This window comes from Pedobacter nutrimenti (assembly GCF_003208655.1).
Classification (GTDB): Bacteria; Bacteroidota; Bacteroidia; order Sphingobacteriales; family Sphingobacteriaceae; genus Pedobacter; species Pedobacter nutrimenti.
In genome coordinates this window covers 191,798-215,791 of the sequence record NZ_QKLU01000009.1, presented here as the reverse complement: position 1 = coordinate 215,791, position 23,994 = coordinate 191,798, and the positions used below count along the sequence as shown (strand labels likewise).

Below are 23,994 nucleotides of genomic sequence, written 5' to 3'. Positions count from 1 at the left end.
AACCTTAAACGCAAACCATGAAATTATACAGCACCAATAACCACCATTTAAGTGTCGCTTTTCCCGAAGCCGTATTTAACAGTATGCCGCTGGACAAGGGCCTGTACATGCCAGAGCACATTCCCAGCCTGGAGCAGGACTTTATACAAAATATCGGGCAGTATAGCTTAGCAGAAATTGCCTTTAAAGTGGCCTCTGCTTTGCTGAAGGAAGCCATCCCTGCTCCCGAGCTTCGTCACCTTGTCCAGGAGGCGATTAATTTTGATGCACCCCTGAACCGCCTGGATAAAAACACCTACGTACTGGAGCTTTTTCACGGGCCTTCCCTGGCCTTTAAAGATTTTGGGGCCCGTTTTATGAGCCGCATTATGGCTTATTTTCTAAAAGACGGAGAAGAGGTCCTGGATGTACTGGTCGCGACATCAGGAGATACCGGAGGTGCAGTTGCCCTGGGCTTTTTGGGCGTGCCCAATACGCGGGTGACCATCTTATATCCAAAAGGAAAAGTGAGCGAGATCCAGGAATTACAATTGTGCAGCAACGGACAGAACATTTATGCCCTGGAAATAGATGGTACTTTTGACGATTGCCAGCATATGGTGAAACAGGCTTTTGCTGATGAAGAACTGAAAGAAAAAAGAAGGCTTACCTCGGCCAATTCCATCAATATATCCCGTTTGATCCCGCAGACCTTTTATTATTTTTATGCCTACGCCCAGTTGCAGAAGCAGGGAAAGGACAAGGTTGTTTTTTCTGTACCCAGTGGTAATTTTGGAAATATTGCTGCGGGTTTGCTGGCCCAAAAGATGGGCCTTCCTGTAAAACAGTTCATCGCCGCTACCAATGCCAATGACACGGTTCCGCGTTTTCTGGAAAGCGGAATTTACCAGACCAGGCCTTCGGTACAGACCTATGCCAATGCCATGGATGTAGGTGCACCAAGCAATTGGGTGCGCATTATGGATTTGTTTAACCAGGACCGTGAACAGCTGCTGGAAAAGGTAAGCGGATACACTTATAATGATGAACAAACTTTGCAGGCCATTACAGACATCTATACAAGATACCATTACGTGGCCTGTCCGCATACAGCAATTGCATGGCTGGCCTTAGAAAAGTACAGTAGTGAACACCCTGATGAAGCCTTTGCCGGTGTGTTTCTGTCAACCGCCCATCCATGTAAATTCCCGGATGTTTTTCCTCAGGACATTGCAGCAGCCATAGAAGTACCCCCACAGGTGGAAGAACTTCGCTCCAAAGCAAAGCATGCCCTGGCTATGGAAACGGATTTTGAAGCATTTAAAACGTACCTGTTAAACCGTTAAGGTTTAACAGGTACAGATTTATTTCTTTTTGAAACGCATGACAGCGATATCACCCATAATCAAGTTAAGGGTGGTGTCTCCGACCACATCATAAGAAGTGACGGTTTCCAGTGTTTTAAAATAAACGGCTTCTCCATTGCCTCCGTTCAGGCAGGCCATTTTGGTAGAAGCAATCGGGCCTTTAAAACTGATGTTGTGGCCATCGACCACCAATGGCCCGTTATAGTTGTTGCAGCTGCTGTTTCCGCTGATCCTTTTTTCGGCCGTATTGACCACCAGCGTTGGCTTTTTGTTGGGGTAAAGCCCATCAAAAGCAATTCTCGGACCCGAAATGTAATCCAGTTCCCAGGTGCCATCCAGTTTGGAAGCACCATTTTTTTTAGAGCCGTTTTTCATGGTGTTACAGGCAAACAGTACAGAGACTAAACACAGAGTGAGGATAAATATTTTTTTCATAACATTGATGTTTAGCCTTTGGGCGCACAAAGAACGTTCCATAAAGAAAATACTCCTGGTTTTTGGGCTTAAAAAATAGCCTGTGCAATGCGTTTAGTTGGCCCCGAATTGCCCATGGTATAAAAATGAAGTACCGGGGCACCCAGTTCTTTCAGCCCTCTGCACTGTTCAATCATCCATTCAATTCCAACCTCTCTGACCTCTTTTTCAGAAGAACAGGCCGTGATGGCCTCGCTAAGTTCCAGTGGGATGTCCAGGTGAAAGGTTTTTGGCAAACTGACCAGTTGTTTGCTGCTGGTAATGGGCTTCAATCCTGGAATAATAGGAACATGGATTCCATTTTCCCTGCATTTTTCAACAAATTGTTTGTATTTGCTGTTGTCGTAAAACATTTGGGTAACAATAAATTCTGCGCCCAGATCTACTTTTAGTTTCAGGTATTTGAAATCTGTATCCAGGTTGGGGGCTTCAAAGTGTTTTTCCGGATAACCCGCCACACCAATACAAAAGTCAGTTTTTTCTGGATCATCCATATCCTCATGAAGGTATCTACCCTTGTTCATGTCGGCAACATGCTGCACCAGGTCCGAAGCAAAACTATGGCCTTCAGGTGTTGGAATAAAGGAACTGTCGCTTTTTCTGGCATCCCCACGCAGCACCAGAACATTGTCTATACCCAGAAATTGCAGGTCAATTAAAGCGTTCTCTGTTTCATCTTTGGTAAAGCCCCCGCAAATCAGGTGGGGTACAGCATCCACTTTATATTTATTCATAATCGCCGCACAGGTTGCGACTGTACTTGGACGTTTGCGGTAAGCCACTTTTTCCAGAAGACCATTGGAATGCTGTTTGTAAATATAATCCTCCCGCAGATAGGTCACATCAATAAAAGGCGGATTGAATTCCATTAAAGGATCAATGGCATCAAAAATACCTTTGATACTTTGTCCTTTTACCGGGGGTAGGAGTTCGAATGAAAATAAGGTTTTGCCTTTTGCGTTTTTAATGTGTTCTGTAATCTTCATGGTTTGGTTTACGTATTAGGATTTGCATTGGTCTTATTTTAGATAAAGGTTGTTTTAATAGGCCAGGTTAGGGCTCAGCCATCTTTCTACTTCCTCCACCGGCATATTTTTTCTCCCGGCATAGTCTTCAATCTGGTCTTTGGTGATTTTGCCCAGGCCAAAATACCTGGATTGAGGGTGGGCGAAATAAAAGCCACTGACTGCTGCAGTAGGGTACATGGCATAACTTTCTGTTAAATGAAGGCCAATTTTCTGTTCTGCATCCAACAATTCAAATAAAGTGCCTTTTTCAGTGTGCTCCGGGCAGGCCGGATAACCTGGTGCGGGCCGGATGCCTGCATATTCTTCTTTAATGAGGTCTTCATTACTTAAATGCTCCTCTTTGGCATAACCCCAGTATTCCTTACGCACCAGCTCATGCATTCTTTCTGCAAAAGCTTCAGCAAGCCTGTCGGCCAATGCTTTGGCCATAATGCTGTTGTAATCGTCATAAACAGCTTCAAATTCTGCCACCAGCTCATCGCAGCCAATCCCTGCAGTAAGGGCAAAGCCGCCAAAATAATCTGGCAGCCCGCTCTGGGCAGTTGCAATGAAATCCGAAAGGGCATAATAAGGTTGTCCGGCAACCTTTTCTGCCTGTTGACGCAGGGTGTGGATGACCACTTCTTTGCCGTCTACATCCAGCAAAATGTCGTCACCATTTGTTTTGGCAGGCCAGAACCCGATTACCGCCTTTGCGGTGAGCAGTTTTTCGTCTACGATCCTTTTCAATAAGATCTGGGCATCATTAAAAAGTTTTTTGGCTTCATCACCGACGACTTTATCTTCCAGAATACGCGGATAACTGCCCCGGAGTTCCCAGGTCTGGAAAAAAGGGGTCCAGTCAATGTAAGGAACCAGCTCTTCCAGTGGGTAATTTTCAAATACCTTCGTGCCGGTAAAGGAAGGCGCCGGTGCGATCAGGGCCGGATCTATTTTGAAGCCCTCCTGCCTGGCTTCTTCTATGTTTTTAAAGCGTTTGTCTGAACGTTTGTTCAAATGTGCTTCCCTGGCTTTGTCATATTCTTCACGGATGCCTTTGATGTAATCTTCCCGGGTGTCGGGGTTCATTAAAGTGCTGCAAACGGTTACACTGCGGGAAGCATCCAGTACATGGATTGCCGGTCCGGAATAATTTGGGGCAACTTTTACCGCCGCATGGATCCGGGAAGTCGTGGCGCCCCCGATAATCAAGGGAATGTTAAAGCCCTCACGCTCCATTTCTTTTGCAAAATGGACCATTTCATCCAGGGAAGGGGTAATCAGACCACTTAATCCAATAATATCGGCATTGATTTCTTTTGCTTTTTTGATGATTTCCTGTGCGGGTACCATAACCCCCATATCAACAATTTCAAAGTTGTTACAGGCCAGCACCACACCCACAATATTTTTTCCAATGTCATGAACATCACCTTTTACGGTTGCCATAAGGACCCTGCCTGCTGAAGAGTTTTGGTTCCCGTCGGGATTATCCAGTTTTTCCTGTTCAATAAAAGGCAGGAGATAGGCTACTGCTTTTTTCATCACCCTGGCCGATTTGACCACCTGTGGAAGGAACATTTTACCAGCCCCAAATAAATCTCCGACGATGTTCATCCCGTCCATTAAAGGACCCTCGATCACCTGAATAGGCCTGTCGTATTTTTGTCTGGCTTCTTCCACATCGGCATCCAGGTATTCTATAATTCCCTTCACCAGGGCATGGGAAAGCCTTTCTTCTACAGGAGCGTTGCGCCACTGCTCATCCCTTACCACTTCTTTTCCCTTGGACTTAATGGTGTCTGCAAACTCAACCAGTCTTTCGGTGGCATCTTCCCTGCGGTTGAGCAGCACATCTTCCACCCGTTCCAGCAGTTCAGGCGGAATTTCCTGATAAACTTCCAGCATTCCTGCATTGACAATCCCCATGTCCAGTCCGGCACGGATGGCATGGTACAAAAATGCAGAATGCATAGCTTCCCGGACGGTATTGTTTCCCCTGAAGGAGAAGGAAATATTGGATACCCCGCCGCTGACTTTGGCATAAGGCAGGTTTTCCTTGATCCAGCGGGTGGCGTTGATGAAATCTACCGCATAGTTGTTGTGTTCTTCAAGACCTGTGGCAACGGTCAGAATGTTCGGGTCGAAAATAATGTCCTGGGCCGGAAAACCGATTTCATGCACCAAAATATCATAAGATCTTTTACAGATCTGTATCCTTCTTTCGTAGTTGTCGGCTTGTCCCTGCTCATCAAAAGCCATTACAACCACAGCAGCTCCGTAGGTCATGATTTTACGTGCACTTTCCCTGAATTTGTCTTCCCCCTCTTTTAAGGAAATGGAATTCACAATTCCTTTGCCCTGAAGGCACTTCAGGCCGGCTTCAATGACTGTCCATTTTGAAGAATCGACCATAATAGGCAATTTGGAGATGTCCGGTTCTGAAGCGATCAGGTTCAGGAATTTAGTCATGGAAGCTTCCGAATCGATCATTCCTTCATCCATATTCACATCGATTACCTGCGCACCTCCTTCTACCTGTTGACGGGCAACGGTTAAGGCGGTTTCAAAATCGCCGCTTAAAATCAGTTTTGAAAATTTTGGAGATCCGGTGATGTTGGTCCTTTCCCCTATATTGACAAATATGCTTTCGGGGGTAATGGTAACTGGCTCCAGACCACTCAGGCGCAGAAAGGATTCTGGGCTAGGGATTTTTCTGGGAACAATGTTCCTGGCTTTTTCTGCAATACAGAGGATGTGCTCGGGTGTGGTCCCGCAACAACCCCCAACAATGTTCACAAAACCATGTTCAATAAAATCTTCCACATAATGGGCCGTTTCGTGCGGCATTTCGTCATAGGCCCCAAATTCGTTTGGTAAACCGGCATTCGGATAGGCCGAAACATAACAGCCGGCTTTAGCAGCCAGTTCTTCAATGTGCGGACGCATTTCCTGTGCTCCAAGGGCGCAGTTGAAACCGATGCTTAAGGGGTTTGCATGGATAACGGAGTTTAAAAAAGCCTCTACGGTTTGGCCGGACAAGGTCCTCCCGGAGGCATCGGTAATGGTTCCGGAGATCATAATCTCTATTTTCCGGCCAATGACCTGTTCGTATTTTTTGATGGAATAGATGGCCGCTTTTGCATTCAGGGTATCGAATATGGTTTCAATCAGCAAAAGATCAGAACCACCGTCTACCAGTCCCCGGACCTGTGCATCATAGGCATCGACCAGTTCATCGAAAGTCAGTGCCCGGAAGCCAGGGTCATTGACATCGGGTGAAATGGACAGGGTGCGGTTGGTTGGTCCGACAGCACCGGCAACAAAACATTTTCTGTCGGGCTGAGCAGCCATAAATTCCTGTACGGCTTCTTTGGCAATTCGGGCACCCTCAAAACTCATTTCGTAATCCAGTTCTTCCATCTGGTAATCAGCCAGGGAAATGCGCTGAGTACTAAAAGTATTGGTTTCAATGATGTCTGCACCCGCCTTGAGGTATTCCAGGTGAATGGACTTGATGATGTCCGGACGGGTAAGGTTCAGCAGGTCATTGTTTCCTTTTACATCGCAGGGGTGGTTTTTAAAACGTTCTCCCCTGAAATCTTCTTCGGTCAGTACATGACGCTGGATCATGGTACCCATGGCACCATCTATAATTAATATTCTTCGTTCTAGTTCTGCTCTGATGCTCATTCTTCTTCTTTCATTCTGGCGCAAAGCATGTGGGCAGGTGTTTGACAGGCCTGGTTTACATGGCAATACGAAAAGGGCTTATTCGAGATTCCGGTGAGGACTTCGATGTTCAACTTATCTTTCGGGAACATTGGTTTTTGTTCCAGTAGAATGTAGCACCTTGTAAGCACAGGTTGCTAAGACTTCGCAGGGTCTAATCCCTCCGTCTTTCTCTATAAGCGCTACAAAAATGCAACAAAGAAAAATCATTTCCAAAAAAACAGGATGTAAAGCCAATAAAATTGCAATTCACAGAAGATGATGTCCCGGATCCGGAATTATATTCTGAAATGATGGGTGTTTCCCGGACGGGAAAAGCCGCAGGTTAAGGATGGATAAGGCCGGGAGGCAAGTTTAAAAAAGAGTCCGGTAAAACTGTTATTATATTCCAATAGGACTCCGGATTTTTTACAAAAAAAACGGAGTCTTATCGGACTTATACCGGACTCATACCGGACTCATCTGGTACTTTGTCAAAATCCTGCTTCTGGTTTTTTAAAAATTTAAGCACAAAAAAAAGAGGCTGGTTTTTGGCCAGCCTCTTTTCTTTTTTTGAACGGAAGATTATTTTCTGCTTCCGAATATTCTTAATAAAAACAGGAAGATGTTGATGAAATCAAGATAAAGGGAAAGTGCACCCATAATTGCTAATTTTTTAGCATCGGTAGCAACAATCTGATCTCCGTTTTCTTCAATACCTGCACCTATTCTTTTTAATTTTTGAACGTCATAAGCTGTCAAAGCGGTAAAGATGGCCACCCCAACAAAGCTCATAATGTAATCAAAGCCAGGGCTTTTTAAGAACATGTTGATCAGGCTGGCGATCACCAGACCAATTACGCCTACCATTAAAATAGGCCCGAATTTGGTCAGGTCGGTATTGGTGGTGTAACCTAAAAAGGCCATAATGCCAAAAATACCCGCTGCGGCTGCAAAGCAGGCCACAACAGAACCTGCTGTATAAATGAGTAAAATGAAGCTTAAACTAATTCCTGTTAACACCGAATAAAGGACAAAAACACCCACAAGAGCACCATAAGAAAGACGGCTCAGTCCGGCACTCATTAAAAGGACCAGCGCCAATGGCGAAAACATGGCGATGTAGCCAAGCATTGATAAACCGCCCCTGCTGGTTTCAGTAGGAGCATTAACAAGGTAACTCAAGGCTGCAGGACTATTTGCCATAAATAATGCTGCCAGGGTAGATACCCCAAGGGCAACAAACATCCATAAAAAAACATTGGCGAAAAATTTCTTTGCAACGCCTCCGGTTTGTTCCTGGGTAAAAACAGATTGTTGTGCCCAGTTGTAATTATTGTTGTTATCCATGTGTTTTAAATTTAATAATTAAAGATAAGGATTGTTTGGTTCATACAAAAGCTATGCCCCTAGTCTTTTTGTCAGTATTTCTTCAACTTTCTTGAAAATTTGTAATGGTTTTAGGGTTCTCCATGCCAAATCGTCAAGTTCACCACCAAAATTGATGTAATAGTCGATACCACCGCTCCGGAATTCATCAATTACATGAGGGCTGAAATTAAGCCCGCTGATCCAGCCGTCTTCCACTTCCTGAAACCATTCTTCATAATAACTGTCTTCAGAAGCATGAAAATTCAATACATTTTCACCGATCAGGATAAATTTATTAATGCCTTCATCCATCATCAGCTCCAGGATTTCCCGTTTCAGGAGCATGATATCATTTCCTATGGCATCATTCCATTCCCCTATAAACTCTATGATGGTATAACCACGGTCATAATCTGCATAAAGAACTTTTAGGTACAGGGTATTCGAACCAAAATCATCCCACTGGGGATGGATCAGGAAATTGTACAGCTGTTTGTCGAAATAAAATTCTGAGTATTCTGTACTGTAAAAAGGCGAACGCTCATCTTCTGCTGCGATGTAATCGTCCCGCCACTGATAATAAGGTTCGATCTCGTGCATACATTATTTATTATGGCTGGCTTCCACGGCTTTACGGACACTTCCATAACGGTTTAACAGGTCGGCGGCCAGGTCATGATCGATATTCAATTCGTCCATAACCATTTGCGTGCCCCTGTCCACCAATTTATGGTTGGTCAGCTGCATATCTACCATTTTATTGCCTTTTACACGGCCTAGTCTGATCATCACGGTGGTACTGAGCATATTCAGGACCAGTTTCTGAGCGGTACCCGATTTCATGCGCGTAGATCCGGTCAGGAATTCAGGTCCGACAACAACTTCTACCGGGAAATCACTCTCTGCTGCAATAGGACCGCCCTCATTGCATACGATACAACCGGTCAGCACGCCGTGCTGGCGGGCTGTATTTAATCCGCCAACTACATAAGGTGTTGTTCCGGAAGCGGCAAGGCCAATCAGACAGTCTTTTTCGTTGATCTGGTATTCCTGCAGGTCAATCCAGGCTTGCTTGTCATCATCCTCTGCATTTTCGACAGCTTTTCTGATGGCGGTATCGCCGCCGGCAATAATTCCGACTACAAAATCAAATGGTACACCAAATGTAGGTGGACATTCTGAAGCATCCACGACACCCAGGCGACCGCTGGTGCCGGCACCGATATAAAATAAACGGCCACCATTTTGCATACGTTCCGCAACAGCCGAAGCCAGCTTTTCTATTTGTGGAATAGACTTTTCTACAGCTGTGGCAACGGTTTTATCTTCATTATTAATCCCTTCCAAAATTTCAAGAACAGACATTTTATCAATATCGTTGTACCTGGACTCTTGCTCGGTTACTCTTATCATATTATATTTTTTGATAAAATTCGTCAATTTCTTTCTAAACTAGAAATCTTAACGCAAATCCCTGCATTTTTATATCTCCGGCCAAAAAATGTACTGTCCGGTAACAAAAATAGTTCAGAACGTTCTCGGGAAGCGTTAAAATTTGTAAAACGGGACCGCTTAATGCTGTAATTAACAGGGTTATTATTTAACTTTGCAGTACATCGGCTACATGAATAAAATTACGCGTAAAAATCTCCTGATTTCCCTCACTTATTCAATTACTTTAATAGGCGGGATGTTCTTCGGATATAAATTTCTGAAGGACCAGGGATATAATTTTCAAAAACCGCCGGTAAAAGCCTATAACAATAAGGAAAAAGTGGATGAAATTATCCATTTGATTGATAAGAACTATGTCGATGAGGTCAATACGGATACGTTGAACCATTTGCCTATTGACAGTATCCTGCACCAGCTCGATCCTCACAGCATGTATCTGCCGCCCGAAAAAGCAACAGAACAGTCTGATGCACTGGAAGGGAACTTTCAGGGGATCGGTATAGAATATTATATTTTAAATGATACACTGCTGGTGACCAATGTCATTAAGGACGGACCTGCTTTTGAGTCAGGAATGAAAGCCGGAGATAAAATTCTTAAGGTGGACAGTACCTTCGTTAGCGGCAGGCAATTGCCAAGGGAACAAATGACCGGCCGGATCAAAGGTAAAAAAGGGACCCCGGTACAACTGCAGCTCCTGCGTCCGGGCATAAGCCAGCCTTTGGTGCTGAACATTAAAAGGGGTAGGGTACAGGTGAGCAGTATAGATGCTTCCTATATGCTTAACCCCTCGACGGGCTATATTCGAATCAGTAAGTTCGGGGCAAATACCGATGTCGATTTTACGGAGTCTTTAAGGGCCCTTAAAGCAAAAGGGATGAACAAACTGGTCCTCGATTTGCGCGACAATGGTGGTGGCTATTTAACTGCCGCTACGGGACTGGCCAACCAGATCCTTCCTGAAAATAAACTGATTGTTTATACCGAAGGCAAACATGAACCCAGAACAGATTATATTGCCACAGGCGGCGGAGAATTTGAACATGGAAGACTGGCCGTGCTGATTAACGAAAATACGGCTTCGGCCAGTGAAATTCTGGCGGGTGCGGTTCAGGACCTGGACAGGGGGGTGATCATTGGACGTCGTTCTTTTGGAAAAGGCCTGGTACAGGAGCAGTTCTCTTTTGGTGACGGTTCGGCTTTAAACCTGACTATTGCAAGGTATTATACCCCTTTGGGCAGAAGCATTCAAAAATCTTATAAAAAGGGATATACTGCTTATCAGAATGAACTCGAAGAGCGTTTTAATGATGGGGAACTGACGGATAAAAGTGCCAAGCCACGAGATTCAGTGAAAAAAAGTACGGTTTATGTTACCGCTGCCGGTAAAAAAGTTTTTGGTGGCGGGGGAATACAACCTGATGTTTTTGTAAAGATGGATACCGTTGGTGTCAATAAGTTTTACAATGTCCTGATTTCTAAAAAAGTACTTTTTGACTTTGTGTTTGATGTGCTGGCGGCCAAATATAATGGCCATTACCTGGAGCAAAACATGAGCAACTTTAGCATCAGTCCTGAAGATTTTGAAAACCTGATCCGGTACATCAGGCAAAAGAAAATCCAGATCGATATTCCGCAGCTGAATGCAGCAAAACCGGTGATCAGTAACGATCTGAGGGTTTTACTGTATAAATATCATTTAGGAGAGGCGGGCTACTACAAAGCCCTGAACCAAAACGACAGTATGATTAAGCAGGCCCTGATCAGCCTGCAATAATCATGATGCTCTTTTATTTTTGTCTGAAATAAATCTGGATGGGTACGCCACTGAAATCGAAATTCTCCCGGAGTTTATTTTCTACGAAACGTTTATAAGGTTCCTTAATGTATTGCGGAAGGTTACAGAAGAAAGCAAACATCGGAGAGCTGGCATTGATCTGCGTGGCGTATTTGATTTTAATGTATTTGCCTTTCAGCGATGGCGGCGGATTGTTTTCAATAATTGGCAGCATCACATCGTTCAGTTTGGAAGTCGGAATTTTTTTGCTTCTGTTTTTGTAAACATCCAGTGCTACTTCTATGGCCTGGAAAATTCTTTGTTTATTTAAAACAGAGATGAAAATAATCGGAACATCTGTAAAAGGCTGTAATTTCTGACGAATCTGCTCTTCAAAAACCTTTGCAGTTTGATTGTTTTTTTCAATTAAATCCCATTTATTGACCAGAATCACAATTCCTTTTTTGTTTTTTTCTGCCAGGTGGAAAATATTTACGTCCTGGGATTCCAGTCCCTCGGTTGCATCAAGCATCAGGATCACCACGTCTGCCTCTTCCAGGGCTTTAATGGTCCGCATTACAGAATAAAACTCAATGTTTTCCTTTACCTTGGTTTTTTTACGTAAACCGGCCGTGTCAATGAACATAAACTCATGACCAAACTGGTTGTAGTGGATATGAATGGAATCCCTGGTGGTGCCTGCAATTGGGGTTACTATATTTCTTTCTTTACCAATCAGTGCATTGATCAGAGAAGATTTTCCAACATTCGGACGGCCCACAATGGTGAGTTTGGGAAGCGAATTTTCTTCCTCAGGAACATCTTCAAAATGTTTAATGACCTCATCGAGTAAATCTCCTGTCCCTGAACCAGTCATGGAAGAAATGGAATAGATTTCACCAAGACCGAAACCATAAAACACAGAGGCATCATTTTCCAGGGAAGTGTTGTCTACTTTATTGACAACGATAAAGACTGGTTTTTTACTCCTTCTCAGCAAAGCTGCAATTTCATCATCCAGATCGGTGATGCCGGTAGTTACGTCTACCATAAACAATAAAACGGTGGCCTCTTCAATGGCAATGACCACCTGTTCACGGATGGCCGCTTCAAATACATCTTCGGAATTTGCCACATAACCGCCCGTATCAATAACGGTAAAGTTTTTGTCTGTCCATTCTGCCAGGCCATAATGACGGTCACGTGTTACACCACTGAAATCATCCACAATGGCTTTGCGACTTTCTGTTAAGCGGTTAAAAAGGGTAGATTTGCCTACGTTTGGTCTTCCGACGATTGCGATAATATTACTCATATGCTGTGTGAATTGTATTTGAATCTGTTTAAATTTAAGTGTTATTTCGTTTATGCAATCTGATCGCCTAAATTTAAACAGGCTCCTTATTAAGGGGTTGCAAAGGTAGGTTTAATTTTCGTACCCGAAACTTTTTAAATAATTCTTTTTACTGCGCCAGTCCGGCAATACTTTTACAAAGGTTTCAAGAAAAACTTTCTGATCCAAAAATTTCTCAATATCCTTACGGGCTTCCATCCCTACTTTTTTTAACATCGAGCCTCCTTTTCCAATAAGGATGTTTTTCTGGGAATCCCGTTCTACAATGATTTCTGCACTGATCCTGGTGATTTTTTCTTCTTCTTTAAAGGCGGTAACCACAACTTCGGTACTGTAAGGGATCTCTTTCTGGTAATTATTAAAGATTTTTTCCCGGATGATCTCAGAAACAAAGAAACGTTGGTTGCGGTCTGTCAGGTCTTCCTTATCATAATAAGCCGGGTGCTCTGGTAAAAAATCGAGCACGGTGTCCATAATTCCGTTTAAATTATACTGATGAAGAGCTGAGATAGCAAAAACGTGCTTAGGATTTAATTTTTCTGTCCAGTATGCCATTTTTTCTTCGACCTGTCCCTGAGTGGCATTGTCGATCTTATTGATCAGTACGATCAGGGGAATGGTTGTTTTTTCTATTTTCTCTAATACATCATTTTCATCGTGCTCTTCATTGATGTCGGTCACGAACAAAATAAGGTCTGCATCCGAGAGCGCGCCATTGACAGAACTCATCATAGAATCCTGCAGTCCGTAGCGCGGTTTGATGATTCCCGGGGTGTCGGAAAAGACAATCTGGTAATCTTCTTCATTGACTATACCTAAAATGCGGTGACGGGTGGTCTGTGCTTTAGGTGTAATGATCGAAAGTTTTTCGCCGATCAGGGCGTTCATTAGGGTCGATTTGCCAACATTTGGCTTCCCGATTATACTTACAAAACCTGCTTTATGGGTCATGGAATTTTTTTTAAAATAAATTTGCATTGCAAAGAAACGAAATATATCTTTGCAGACCAATTTAAAAACAACACAGAATAGTTCTTTTAAGCTTTTAAATTGTAAATAGTGCGGGGTGGAGCAGTTGGTAGCTCGTCGGGCTCATAACCCGAAGGTCATCAGTTCGAGTCTGGTCCCCGCTACCTGGAAAGCATGGTAAATGCTTTATTTAATGGCCCGTTCGTCTAGGGGTGAGGACGCCAGATTTTCATTCTGGAAACAGGGGTTCGATTCCCCTACGGGCTACTTAAAATCTCTGCAGCGATGGAGGTTTTTATTGAAAAGATATAGTGCGGGGTGGAGCAGTTGGTAGCTCGTCGGGCTCATAACCCGAAGGTCATCAGTTCGAGTCTGGTCCCCGCTACCTGGAAAGCACGGTAAGTGCTTTATTTTAATGGCCCGTTCGTCTAGGGGTTAGGACGCCAGATTTTCATTCTGGAAACAGGGGTTCGATTCCCCTACGGGCTACATAAAAAGTAAAAAGTTGGTTTAAGGCGATACCGCCGGACACCAACTTTTTTTTGTTTAAAAGCTTTTATGCAGCGTGTAAAAAACTACGCGAGCGAATCTTGAATTTCAGTGCGCTGATTGTCCTTATTCTTTTCCGGGAACCTTTTAACGGCAAATTCTACATTTCAATGGCAGATTTTTTTAATGTGTCATTTAATTTTGCGGCATTAACAACTACACCTGCGATGATCAACAAGTTTTTTTCCCGGCTGGGCGTATTTTTTTTATGCCTGTTGTCCCTGATCCCCTTGCGCGTGCTTTATTTTGTGGCCGATGTATTGTATATCCTGCTGTACCGGGTATTCAGATACCGGAGAAAGGTCGTGAGGGAAAATTTAAGCCTGGCTTTTCCTGAAAAAACACAAACAGAAATTGCTTCTATTGAAAAACGGTTTTTCAGGTACCTGGCTGAACTGATTGTTGAAATTGTAAAAATGAACAGCATTTCGAAAGAGGAAGTTCTAAAACGTTTTGTGTTTAAAAATAAAGAGCAGGTGCAAGCTTACCTGGAAAGGGGGGAAAGTATTCTGATTTGCTCTGCACATTACGGGAACTGGGAATGGGGTACTTTAGGTATCGGATTGAATTTTAAGGCGGCTCATTACCCCATTTATAAACCTTTGAGCAACCCGGTATTTGACAATTGGTTTAAAACTGTGAGGAGCCGGTTTGGTAATAAATTAATTGCCATGCGACAAACTTTTAGGGCTATACAGGAGAGTAAAAATACGTCTACCATGTTTAGTTTTGGCAATGACCAGGCCCCTTCAACGGGTGAATCCAATTACTGGACCACTTTTTTGCACCAGCAAACTGCTGTACAACTTGGAATAGAAAAGATTGCAAAAAAAACCGGACAGCCTATTTTTTACTTTAAAATCAATTATGTCAAAAGGGGGTATTATACGGTGGACTGTATTCCGCTTTGCCTGCATCCAGAGCAAACTGCTGAATTTGAAATTACAGAACTGCATACCCGCTTCCTGGAGGACATGATCAATAAAGAGCCTGCTTATTGGTTGTGGAGCCATAAAAGGTGGAAACACAAGCGTGCTTCATGAGTTGCCCAGACGTTGAAGAAAGGTATTTAAGTCGTCTTGCTTTTCCAATCCCAGTTTTTGTTTAATCCGGTACCGACTCATTCGAACGCTTTTTGCTTCAATGTGCATTAGCTGGGCAATTTGCCGGGTATCCATTTTAAGGTACAGGTAGGCACAAAGTTTTAAGTCAAGAGGGCTAAGTTTTTTTTGCGCCTGCCCATTGATCAGGTGAAAGAAATCAGGGTGTACCTGCTGGATCTGAAGTTTGGCCTGTTCAAAATCGCTGTCGAGTATCATTTCTTCTTTCAGGATTTTATGCATGTTCACTGGGGCTCCGTCACTGAGTTTATTTTTTATGCTGTGCAACATTTGATTCTTGTGATCCAATTGCAAGGCATTGGCCATGGCCTCTTTTTTGAGCTGCTCTTGCTGGGCGGCAAGAAGCAGTTGCTCTGCCTTTAGCCGGGCCTGCTCTTCCTGTTCCAGTTTTAACTGCAATTCGGAATCCTGTTTTTCCAGTTGAAGCTGTTTTTCCCGTTGCAGGGAGTAACGCAGTTTAAAATGGTAAGACCTGAACATGAAGAGCAGGCCCAGCAGGGAGGCGATGGCAATACAGCCATAGAGGTAGTTTTGAATCCTGCGGTTTTTCTCTTTCTCTTTTAGAATTCTTACTTCATTGTTTTTTCGTTCTGTTTCATATTGTATTTCCAGTTTTTGTGCTGTTGTGGCTTGTTCCTGGTTAAAGTTTTTTTGACTGTACTGGTTCACTTCTTTCTGGAAATGGGCGGCCTTTTTATAATCTTGCTGCTGTCCGTAAAAATCAGCAAGGGCCTGTGTCACATTGATCATCGTATGATAATAAGGTGTTTGCTGACCTTGCATGACTTTATAAGCCGCTAAAAGATAACTTTCTGCCTGGGCCAGATGGCCATCTCTTTTGGCATATTCACTCAGGATACCCAGACTGCTTGCAATAACTTCCTGACTGTTTTCTGTGTTTTTGAGTACAGCCCTTGCTTGTGTGGCATAATAGATACCTTGTTTTTCTGCCAGCAAGTCTGTAGGGGGAAAATACTTCAGGTAAGCACTGGACAGATTGATGCAAGCAATGGCATAAGTATAATCGGCAACTTGTCCGGGATACTGCTGGTAAAGCAATTCGGACTTTTTAAGATACAACAGGATGCTGTCCGGATTGGACTTTGCCACGGACATTGCTGTATAGCAATTGCTTAATAAATTATAATCTTTCGCTTTTAGCGCGTTTTCTGTTGCCATTCGGGCATATTCGTTAACTTTAGGCTGATCATTCCAGGCACTATGGACGGCATACAAGCGGTAATAAATTTTAGCGGCTATATAAGGATCAGGGGATTTTTCCAATTGCTTTAACCCCAGATTACAATATTTGACCACATCATCGGCATTATCCAATGCTTTATAAAGTAAGGCCTGGGCATAGTAAGCAGATGCCATTGCAGCCGGATTACCCGACTTTTCTGCAAAAAACAGGGCAGAATCTGCTGTTGATTTTAAAGTTTTAAACTGCTGTGTGCTGGTTTTAATGTTGAGCAGCATCGTATAAGCTTTTGTAGCTTCAGTGTAGTTTTTATGACTTAGGGCAACTGTGGCACTTTGTCTGGCTTTTTCGGTTGCAAGTTTGAAGTTCTTATCTACGCGATAAATTTCTGCAAGCCTGATGAGCAGCTCTGCCTTTTCTTTGCCGGTAACATGGGGCCGTTCCAGGGCAGATTGCAAGCTGTCCGAAAGCCTGCTTTGGGCAAACAGGAACCTGGACAGCAAAAGACAACAGATAAAACATAAACATAGGGTAGATCTCATATACCCAAAACTACTCAATAATTTGGGAAAGGCTAAGGAAAATACAGGAATTTTAAGTTTTGGTTTATGTCTTAATTATTTGTTTTTCAGATAGTTGTTTTAGTTTGTAGTCGCATTGTAGACACTCGATGAAACAGGCGTAGATGTATTGTAGGGGGCCTGGATTTGGAACCGGCTGATGTTTAGGTTGAACTTTGTGGTCATCACAATTTAAACAAAAGTATCATGAACAACAAAACTTTATCTATCGTATCCTATGTGACACTGATCGGCTGGTTGATCGCTTATTTTTCAGGAAAGGAAAAAGCAGATGATCTGCTTAAATATCATTTGAAACAAGCTTTAGGCCTTGCTATTGTGAGCATTATTTTCAGCGTAGCACTTCAGGTGATTGCCTCGGTGGTTCCGGCGCTTTCTTTTCTCGGTGTCTTTGGCCTGGTCATTTTGGTGTTTTGGATTTTGGGGATGATCAATGCGGCAAATGGTGCGCTGAAACCTGTACCCATTTTGGGAAAAGCTTTCGAGCATAAATTTTCTTTTCTTGACTAGAAATCAGACCCTTTGCCGGAAGACAGATTTAAGGCCGGATTTTAAAATCTGGTTACATTAAGCAGCATCAAAAAAACGTTAAGACAATGAAAAATGAAAAAAGAGCAGGGCTTACCGACTTTGAAGCAGGGTCCATGTATAACGGATCTAAGAGAGAATCTTATGTCAAAGCGATAGCCAATATATTGATTGGGGTCTTTTTTGCAACCGCCGGTATCCTGGAATTTTTCCAGATACAGAAATGGGAAATAAATGGAGGCCACATTTCCATGAACGAAGGAACAGCGCTATTGTATAAGCTTATTGGTAAATGGGGAATACTGGTATTCATGGGGATACTTGGTCTTGTTTTTATCCGCAAAGGTGTACTGCAATACAGGCAGATCAAACGACTGCAGAAGGCAGATTTTTAAGCACATTTAAATAAACATCAGATTATGATTTTTGGATTCACCACAAATTACATTCCTTTGAAAACACTTCCACTGGTGGCTTGTGTTTGTCCTTCCTGCCTGAGAAAGGGAGGTCTGGAAATGACTTTTCTGCAAATGGAGCAGAATGGCGTGGTCACCCAGCGGCTTCCTAAAATTTCTGGGACACTACGCTGTAATATTTGCGAAACATCTATCCCTGTGGGGCAATGGAATGAGGAACTGAAACATTTTTTTGAAAGCGAAAAAGAAAGTATTCCCGTGCTCACCTCAGTTAAACTGAGTGCTTATGGAAAGCGGGTGATCGGGGTGGCTTTAGGCTGCTTTCTTTTGGTTGGTGGTATTTTTGCTGCTGATCGATTAGGACTGCTGGGCAATAAGGACGAACAGCCCTACCAGAAAGAACGCGAAAATACGGCACTTTATTTAAAGGATCCCAAAGCAGGGGACATATACAAGGTTGTGGTGATGGAAGGACCGGGTGCCGGGCAGACAAAGTATACCCTGTTTAAAGTGAAAACGATTGATAAAGCGGCCGATAAAATAACTGTCTTGCGGCATTTTAAGGATTCTGGGGACCTAACCTGGAATGATTTGTCTCTGGCCGCTAAAGATTTTGATGAAACCAATCCGTTCACTTATGCCCTAAAGGACCTTAGGTTTTCGGGTTTTGAAGACCCGGGTCATGACAAAAACCGCAGGGTTAATATCCTGGCTGTACAAAGACCTCAACAACCCTGAGCCTGGTTGTTTTTAACATAAATGATAAGGGAGTTTTTATTAAACAAATGAACCATAAAAACTAAAAAATGAAACAGGGATCATTTAACTTCTGGATACTTTTTTCTCTTTTTTTTGCCATTCCATTTCCTATGATCTTGTACTATACGATAAATAGTGATGTGGATGTCAGTGCATTGAAGCAGGAAGATCCCTGGCTGGCTTTAGGGATTTTAGGACTTTCAGTACTGTTGTGGATTATTCTTTTGATTCGTTTTTTTAACAAATGGATCCTAAACGTTTTCAGGTCAAAGCACAACATAGAAAAATTAAAAAGGGAAGGGTTGCAGCGGGAAGCGAAAATTTTAAAGGCAGTTCAATTATCTAAAGCAGGAGCGAGGTATGAAACCTATGAGCTGATGCTTTCTTTTAAAAACCTGGCCGGAACAGAAATCAATCAAGTGGCAGGTGTAAATGATGCCAGGCCTTATGAACATCGTTTTGAAGTGGGTAAAAAAGTTGATCTGCTGTTGGACAAGGATTTGAAAGGCATTCCTTATTTTATATTTTCAAGTACAGAAGCGCGCATCAAAAAAGGTATCATCGGTATGATTTTTATAGGATGGTTGAGTCTTCTGATGGCCATTATGGCTTATTATCTCTTTTCATATCAGCTGGAAAGTCATGGGGCAGGATGGCGCTTTATGAGCTTTGGACACCCGCTGTTGCTTTGCCCGGTTATACTGGTGTTCTATGGCCTTTTAGGCTATTTGATTGGCCGTTTCAGTGGCCAGACCAAACAGGCGGTAAACATTAAATTTAAAGGACTCAGGGCAAGGGCACGATTGCTGAATGCAAGACAAACCGGGCTTTACATCAATGAACAGCCCAATGTCGAATTCTTATTGGAATATACCGATGAGCAACAGCAGGTACACCAGGTCAGTTTTAAAAGAATTGTCGACCTGCTGGATCTGCACATGACCAGACAAGAATATATAGATATATTTTACCTTAAAGAAGATCCTTCCAGAATTGCTTTTGCAAGTGATCTGGAAGAAATCAATTGATCAAATGATGAAATTAATAAGCTTCGTTTTTTTTGCAATGCTCTTTTTTAGTTGCAGGCCCTTATCCAAAAGTATTGAAGAGACTTTTAGTACGGATTCGGCCTCAGTGAAACAAAAGCCGGCTACATCCCCAGCCGATAGAGATGTGATGGGCTTTACCAAAGCTGAATCCAGTGCGATTACAAAAATAGTGAGCAGCAGTATAAGTATAATAACAAGCCATACCACCAAACATTCTTTGCGGCATATGGAACAAAAGATTACAGGCTTTTTAACCGATACAATTAGATTGCTCCGGGCAGAAAGGGCCTTAAAAAAACTCCCCAGGTATGTTGGAAAAAAGATGTACATCTATTCTACCATTTCCTTTTTTGATGACGGACGTATTTTTATTATGCTTCAGCACCCCTTCAATCCAAAATATGTTGATAATTATCAGTATGGGAATGGGAAGTGGTCTGCAGCCGGGCCGCAGCAATTGTCTGTCATGGATGATGTACAGGGCAGGCTGATCCCTTTGACAAAATTAAAATTTGTGTATGTGGCCAGGGTTGCCCGGGTGTATAACCAGAAGGCAATGGAAATTGAAGGAGCGGTGCCCCTGAACAATACTTATATTTCGATATGGAAAAACGAAATACGATGGTTTCCTGTTGGCATTTCAGGGAGCCGTGAGCGGTATGCCATTGGATTTAATGCAGAAGGAAATCTAGAGCATTTCGGCCGGGAATAATAAACAGCCTTTTACAATTTCAACAGCTGGTTTTGTTCCTTTAGGTCCCTGGGCAGTAGGTCAAAATATCTCTTGAAGGCAGCCGTAAAAGCAGCAGGGGTTTTATAGCCGGTTTCATAAGCGATTTCTTTGACCGATCTGTTCGTAGAAAGCAACAGGTTTTTTGCCCTGTTCATCCGGATGTCCTGTGCATATTCAAAAAGGGCCTTTCCGTAAACGGCTTTAAAACCATTTTTCAATTTGTGTTCATTCATCCCGTAAATTCTGGACAACTCCTGGATACTGGTAAAGGCATCTGCATGTTTTTCCAGGAACCCCGCAATTTTCTGAATGAGGTCCAGGTCATAGGGCCCAAGCTGGTATTTGTTTTTAATCAGCTGCTGCCGGGGTTCATTTTTTCTTTTTTCATGACAGTCAATCTGGTGGGAGAGGAGCTCGAATACCTTTGCTTTCATATAAATATCCCGGGCAACTCCTTTCATCCTGCAGTTGCGGATGTCATGGAGTAAAGCCATAGTCGCAGCATTCACCGGAAGGTCTTCCGGAAAGAGCTTGGCTGTTTTCCTGTTCAAAATGGCATTGATAAATGTATCAAGCGGTTTATAGGGAAGTTCCCATTTGATCAGGGATTTAAGGTCTATATAAACATCAAAATTATGGTATCTTTTTCCTTTTTCGCAGAAAAGCTTTACCTGTGAACCAGGGGCAACATAGTGTATGTTCTGCTGCATGGAATGATAGGAATTGAACTTCCCATCTATCTGATCCATTAATTTATCCATATGCAGCAGAAAAGTCATTTCTACAGAACTGTGTTCAGATACCTGGCTATGGATTAAAGTGTCTGTGTGGATTTGCTGCCGGTAATCCGCAAAAGTAAATTCTGTACCTCCGTCGGTATAAGAAGAATTGACCCGCCCCATTTTTCCTTCGTAAACGGTATCCAGCCAAAGGCTTTGTTGCTCTTCCATTTTCTTTTTTACCCTGCACAAATCATAATATTGGTGCAACGAACTGCCAGGTTCTAATCTATTTTGACTCATTTTACTTCCGGATAGAATAGTTTTTCTCCTGATCTCAATACCTTTTTAAGATAGGCGCTTATACTTTTGCGCCGTAAAAATAACATTATTTAAAATTAATCTTAATAAATGAGCAGACTTTTATCTTTTAAAACTATAAGAATTCGGGCGACCGCATTACTCGCTGCTGTGCTACTTGTTTTGTGTTCGTTTTCTGGCTTTGCTCAGCAGCTGGGCGCCATTAAAGGACGAACAAGTACCGATAACGGCACATTAATGAAGGGAATCACCGTAACAATTAAAGAATTAAACCGAAAAACGGCCACCCATAAATCAGGTGAATTTAGTTTTGAACAAGTCCCGGAGGGGGCCTACACGCTGGAGGTAAGCCATGTTGGCTGGAGGGCGCAGTCTTCCAGGATCATGGTAAAGGCGAATGAAATTTCGCAGGTAGATTTTAAACTGACCCTGTCAGAAAAGAGCCTTGATATTGTAACTGTAATTGGCAAATCCAAAACATTCCATACCAGTCAGGTATCTCCCTCTTTGAAACTGGACAGGCCTTTGCTGGAAATTCCCCAAAGCATCCAAATCGTGAATAAATCTTTACTGGAAGAGCAGCAGGCTTTTAATACTTCGAGTGGGATCACCAGGAATGTGAGCGGGGTTCGGACCATTGCACACCAGGAGGAAGCCAGTGTGGGTATTTACGTTAGGGGATTTAGTGCAACAAACCTGCGCAATGGCATGAGCGTTGGCGGATCTTTTGGTCCCTTGCGTGAGGATATTGCTTTCGTGGAACGGGTAGAATTTGTAAAGGGGCCTGCTGGTTTTCTGATGGGAAATACCCAGCCCGGGGGCTTATACAATGTGGTGACCAAAAAACCAATGGGGACGGGAAAAACTTCAGTAAAAATGACCCTGGGTAGTTTTGAAACCTACAGGTCTGAGCTCGATGTGGACGGCAAGCTCAGCAAAGACGGAAAGTTGTTGTTCCGTTTAAATGCCATGGCAGGCAAAGTGGGTTCCTTTGTACAATATTCAGACAACAAGTTGTGGGGAATCAATCCATCACTGAGGTATAAATTTTCTGATGAAACAGAACTTACTGCGGAATACACCTATTCCCAGAATGCTTTTACCGGAGGTTTTTCCAAATATACCTATTCTTTGAAAGGTTTTAAAGATATTGCGAGATCTTTCAGCTTTTCAGATCCGATCATTGATCCGACAGTAATTAAAGACCACAGTGCTTTTGTTACATTAAACCACCAGTTGTCCAAAGATTGGAAGTTTACGGGGCAGCTGGCCTATTTGAATTCGGGCATGCAGGGAGCTTCGCTATACAGCAAATACAATACACTGAATGATAAAGGAGATGTCATCAGAGGTTTATCTATTAATGATGCCTTGAATACCTCTACCCTGGGGCAGTTTTTTGTCAATGGAAAATTTGAAACGGGTCAGGTAAACCACCGGATACTTGCCGGGCTCGATCTGGGCTCTAAATATTATGTGGCCGACTGGACTGCATTGCCAGACAATATAGGCCCTGCGTTTAACATTTATAACCCGGTATATGGAAAATTAAAAAAATCCGATTTACCATTTTACGACAGGAGCCGTAGTCTTCGGGAAAGAGGTGCTGCTTATTTGACTGAATACAATTTTAGTTCGGCCTTTTTACAGGAAGAAATGGGCTTTTTTTCAGACCGGATCAGATTGAGTTTAGGCTTGCGTTATACAAGTACCAGCAAAACAAGCGCTGCAGACAATGGGGCCAGGGTTAAAAATGATGCTTTTACACCAAGAATAGGCTTAAGTGCAACAGTAGCCCCGCAAACAACGGTTTATGCTTTGTATGACCAGTCTTTCCAGGAACAGGTGGGAACACTTTTGGATGGTGGTGCTGCAAAACCTTCACTGGGCAGTAATAAAGAAATTGGTGCAAAGCGCTCCTGGTTTGGCGGACGCTGGCTGACGTCCCTGGCTGTGTATGAGGTTACAAAGACCAATTTGCTGACCCAGGCGGACCCAACCGTTCCCGGAATTATGATCCAGACAGGAGAGGCACGTTCCAGGGGAGTGGAGTTTGACTTGAAAGGGGAGGTGATTAGCGGGTTGAACCTGATGCTCAATTATGCCTATACGGATGCGAAAGTGAGTAAAGATCGTAATCCGGCCCGCATTGGCAACAACCTTGATGGTACGGCCAAACACATCAGCAATGGCTGGGCGACTTACCGGATTCAGGATGGCAAAGTTGCCGGACTTGGATTTTCTGTAGGTTACCAGTATGAAGCCGGGCGTGCAGGCTGGCCAGTTGTGGAAAACAAAAATCTGCCGGATAACTTTTTTTCACTGGATGCAGGGGCATCTTATGTTAAAAAAAACTATAACATCTCATTGCTGGTGAATAACCTGACGGACAGATACAATTATACCGGTTTTTATCCTGGCGCATGGGGCTATAAACATTATGGCTGGAGGGCGCTGGCACCGGCCAATTTCCGCTTATCTGTTGCCTATACATTTTAATAAGGTTTTTAAAAGAGTGAAAATGTATTCCGGAGGACCACGGTCCTCCGGAAT

Annotated in this window: 19 protein-coding genes, 4 tRNA genes and 1 riboswitch; of the genes, 13 read left to right on the top strand and 10 right to left on the bottom strand. The window is 43.1% G+C overall.

Going from position 1 to position 23,994, the window contains the following annotated elements; translation table 11 throughout:
• Nucleotides 1-17: 17 nt before the first annotated feature.
• Nucleotides 18-1,325 carry a threonine synthase gene (thrC, locus tag B0O44_RS22000; RefSeq protein WP_110834249.1) on the top strand — a complete coding sequence of 436 codons (1,308 nt, stop codon included), beginning with the start codon at nucleotides 18-20 and terminating at the stop codon, nucleotides 1,323-1,325.
• An 18-nt stretch (nucleotides 1,326-1,343) separates the two neighbouring features.
• On the opposite strand, the gene B0O44_RS21995 is transcribed toward thrC, so the two are convergent.
• The 6 genes from B0O44_RS21995 to murQ all read right to left on the bottom strand — a co-directional run bounded on the left by B0O44_RS21995 (nucleotide 1,344) and on the right by murQ (nucleotide 9,322).
• Nucleotides 1,344-1,781 carry an META domain-containing protein gene (locus B0O44_RS21995; protein ID WP_110834248.1) on the bottom strand — a complete coding sequence of 146 codons (438 nt, stop codon included), beginning with the start codon at nucleotides 1,779-1,781 and terminating at the stop codon, nucleotides 1,344-1,346.
• Nucleotides 1,782-1,849: 68 nt separating this feature from the next.
• Nucleotides 1,850-2,806, bottom strand: a complete 957-nt coding sequence (locus tag B0O44_RS21990) for a methylenetetrahydrofolate reductase (RefSeq protein ID WP_110834247.1) — start codon at nucleotides 2,804-2,806, stop codon at nucleotides 1,850-1,852.
• A 54-nt stretch (nucleotides 2,807-2,860) separates the two neighbouring features.
• Nucleotides 2,861-6,544, bottom strand: a complete 3,684-nt coding sequence (metH, locus tag B0O44_RS21985) for a methionine synthase (RefSeq protein ID WP_262512055.1) — start codon at nucleotides 6,542-6,544, stop codon at nucleotides 2,861-2,863.
• 87 nt (nucleotides 6,545-6,631) lie between these two features.
• Nucleotides 6,632-6,741, bottom strand: a riboswitch (SAM riboswitch).
• A 382-nt stretch (nucleotides 6,742-7,123) separates the two neighbouring features.
• On the bottom strand, nucleotides 7,124-7,888 hold the full coding sequence (locus tag B0O44_RS21980; protein WP_110834245.1) for a Bax inhibitor-1/YccA family protein: 765 nt from the start codon (nucleotides 7,886-7,888) through the stop codon (nucleotides 7,124-7,126).
• A 51-nt stretch (nucleotides 7,889-7,939) separates the two neighbouring features.
• A complete protein-coding gene (locus tag B0O44_RS21975; RefSeq protein WP_110834244.1) occupies nucleotides 7,940-8,509 on the bottom strand; it encodes a hypothetical protein in 570 nt (189 codons plus the stop codon).
• A gap of 3 nt (nucleotides 8,510-8,512) precedes the next feature.
• A complete protein-coding gene (gene murQ / locus B0O44_RS21970; protein ID WP_110834243.1) occupies nucleotides 8,513-9,322 on the bottom strand; it encodes an N-acetylmuramic acid 6-phosphate etherase in 810 nt (269 codons plus the stop codon).
• A 211-nt stretch (nucleotides 9,323-9,533) separates the two neighbouring features.
• Between murQ and B0O44_RS21965 the strand changes: the two genes are divergently transcribed.
• Nucleotides 9,534-11,141, top strand: coding sequence for a S41 family peptidase (locus tag B0O44_RS21965; RefSeq protein WP_110834242.1), 1,608 nt, complete (start codon nucleotides 9,534-9,536; stop codon nucleotides 11,139-11,141).
• Nucleotides 11,142-11,154: 13 nt separating this feature from the next.
• Here the strand turns inward: B0O44_RS21965 and der are convergent, their stop codons facing one another.
• Both der and era read right to left on the bottom strand, forming a co-directional pair.
• Complete coding sequence (der, locus tag B0O44_RS21960) at nucleotides 11,155-12,456, bottom strand: ribosome biogenesis GTPase Der (protein ID WP_110834241.1); 1,302 nt, start codon at nucleotides 12,454-12,456, stop codon at nucleotides 11,155-11,157.
• 111 nt (nucleotides 12,457-12,567) lie between these two features.
• Nucleotides 12,568-13,446 (bottom strand): GTPase Era, encoded by an 879-nt coding sequence (gene era / locus B0O44_RS21955; RefSeq protein WP_110834324.1) that lies wholly within the window; start codon nucleotides 13,444-13,446, stop codon nucleotides 12,568-12,570.
• Nucleotides 13,447-13,555: 109 nt separating this feature from the next.
• Between era and B0O44_RS21950 the strand changes: the two genes are divergently transcribed.
• From B0O44_RS21950 to B0O44_RS21930, 5 genes are all read left to right on the top strand, one after another.
• Nucleotides 13,556-13,628 (top strand) — tRNA-Met (locus tag B0O44_RS21950).
• 31 nt (nucleotides 13,629-13,659) lie between these two features.
• Nucleotides 13,660-13,731 (top strand) — tRNA-Glu (locus B0O44_RS21945).
• A gap of 45 nt (nucleotides 13,732-13,776) precedes the next feature.
• Nucleotides 13,777-13,849 (top strand) — tRNA-Met (locus B0O44_RS21940).
• A 32-nt stretch (nucleotides 13,850-13,881) separates the two neighbouring features.
• A tRNA-Glu gene (locus B0O44_RS21935) sits at nucleotides 13,882-13,953 on the top strand.
• 170 nt (nucleotides 13,954-14,123) lie between these two features.
• Complete coding sequence (locus B0O44_RS21930; protein WP_245943769.1) at nucleotides 14,124-15,056, top strand: lysophospholipid acyltransferase family protein; 933 nt, start codon at nucleotides 14,124-14,126, stop codon at nucleotides 15,054-15,056.
• Here B0O44_RS21930 and B0O44_RS21925 read toward each other — a convergent pair.
• Nucleotides 15,051-16,838 carry a helix-turn-helix transcriptional regulator gene (locus B0O44_RS21925; RefSeq protein WP_211321431.1) on the bottom strand — a complete coding sequence of 596 codons (1,788 nt, stop codon included), beginning with the start codon at nucleotides 16,836-16,838 and terminating at the stop codon, nucleotides 15,051-15,053. The two genes, B0O44_RS21930 and B0O44_RS21925, sit on opposite strands and share 6 nt — an antisense overlap.
• Nucleotides 16,839-17,102: 264 nt before the next feature.
• Here B0O44_RS21925 and B0O44_RS21920 point away from each other — a divergent pair, with 264 nt between their 5' ends.
• The 5 genes from B0O44_RS21920 to B0O44_RS21900 all read left to right on the top strand — a co-directional run bounded on the left by B0O44_RS21920 (nucleotide 17,103) and on the right by B0O44_RS21900 (nucleotide 20,380).
• Nucleotides 17,103-17,426 (top strand): DUF4870 domain-containing protein, encoded by a 324-nt coding sequence (locus tag B0O44_RS21920; protein WP_110834239.1) that lies wholly within the window; start codon nucleotides 17,103-17,105, stop codon nucleotides 17,424-17,426.
• 86 nt (nucleotides 17,427-17,512) lie between these two features.
• Nucleotides 17,513-17,839 carry a hypothetical protein gene (locus tag B0O44_RS21915; protein ID WP_110834238.1) on the top strand — a complete coding sequence of 109 codons (327 nt, stop codon included), beginning with the start codon at nucleotides 17,513-17,515 and terminating at the stop codon, nucleotides 17,837-17,839.
• Nucleotides 17,840-17,863: 24 nt separating this feature from the next.
• Nucleotides 17,864-18,598, top strand: coding sequence for a hypothetical protein (locus tag B0O44_RS21910; RefSeq protein WP_110834237.1), 735 nt, complete (start codon nucleotides 17,864-17,866; stop codon nucleotides 18,596-18,598).
• Nucleotides 18,599-18,666: 68 nt separating this feature from the next.
• Entirely contained in the window at nucleotides 18,667-19,647 is a 981-nt protein-coding gene (locus B0O44_RS21905) for a hypothetical protein (protein ID WP_110834236.1), read from the top strand.
• 4 nt (nucleotides 19,648-19,651) lie between these two features.
• A complete protein-coding gene (locus tag B0O44_RS21900) occupies nucleotides 19,652-20,380 on the top strand; it encodes a hypothetical protein (RefSeq protein WP_146229886.1) in 729 nt (242 codons plus the stop codon).
• A gap of 11 nt (nucleotides 20,381-20,391) precedes the next feature.
• Here the strand turns inward: B0O44_RS21900 and B0O44_RS21895 are convergent, their stop codons facing one another.
• The gene (locus tag B0O44_RS21895; protein WP_170123387.1) at nucleotides 20,392-21,351 is read right to left on the bottom strand and encodes a helix-turn-helix domain-containing protein; all 960 of its coding nucleotides are present in this window, start codon (nucleotides 21,349-21,351) and stop codon (nucleotides 20,392-20,394) included.
• A gap of 180 nt (nucleotides 21,352-21,531) precedes the next feature.
• Here B0O44_RS21895 and B0O44_RS21890 point away from each other — a divergent pair, with 180 nt between their 5' ends.
• Entirely contained in the window at nucleotides 21,532-23,940 is a 2,409-nt protein-coding gene (locus B0O44_RS21890) for a TonB-dependent receptor (protein WP_110834233.1), read from the top strand.
• The last annotated feature ends 54 nt before the right edge of the window (nucleotides 23,941-23,994 follow it).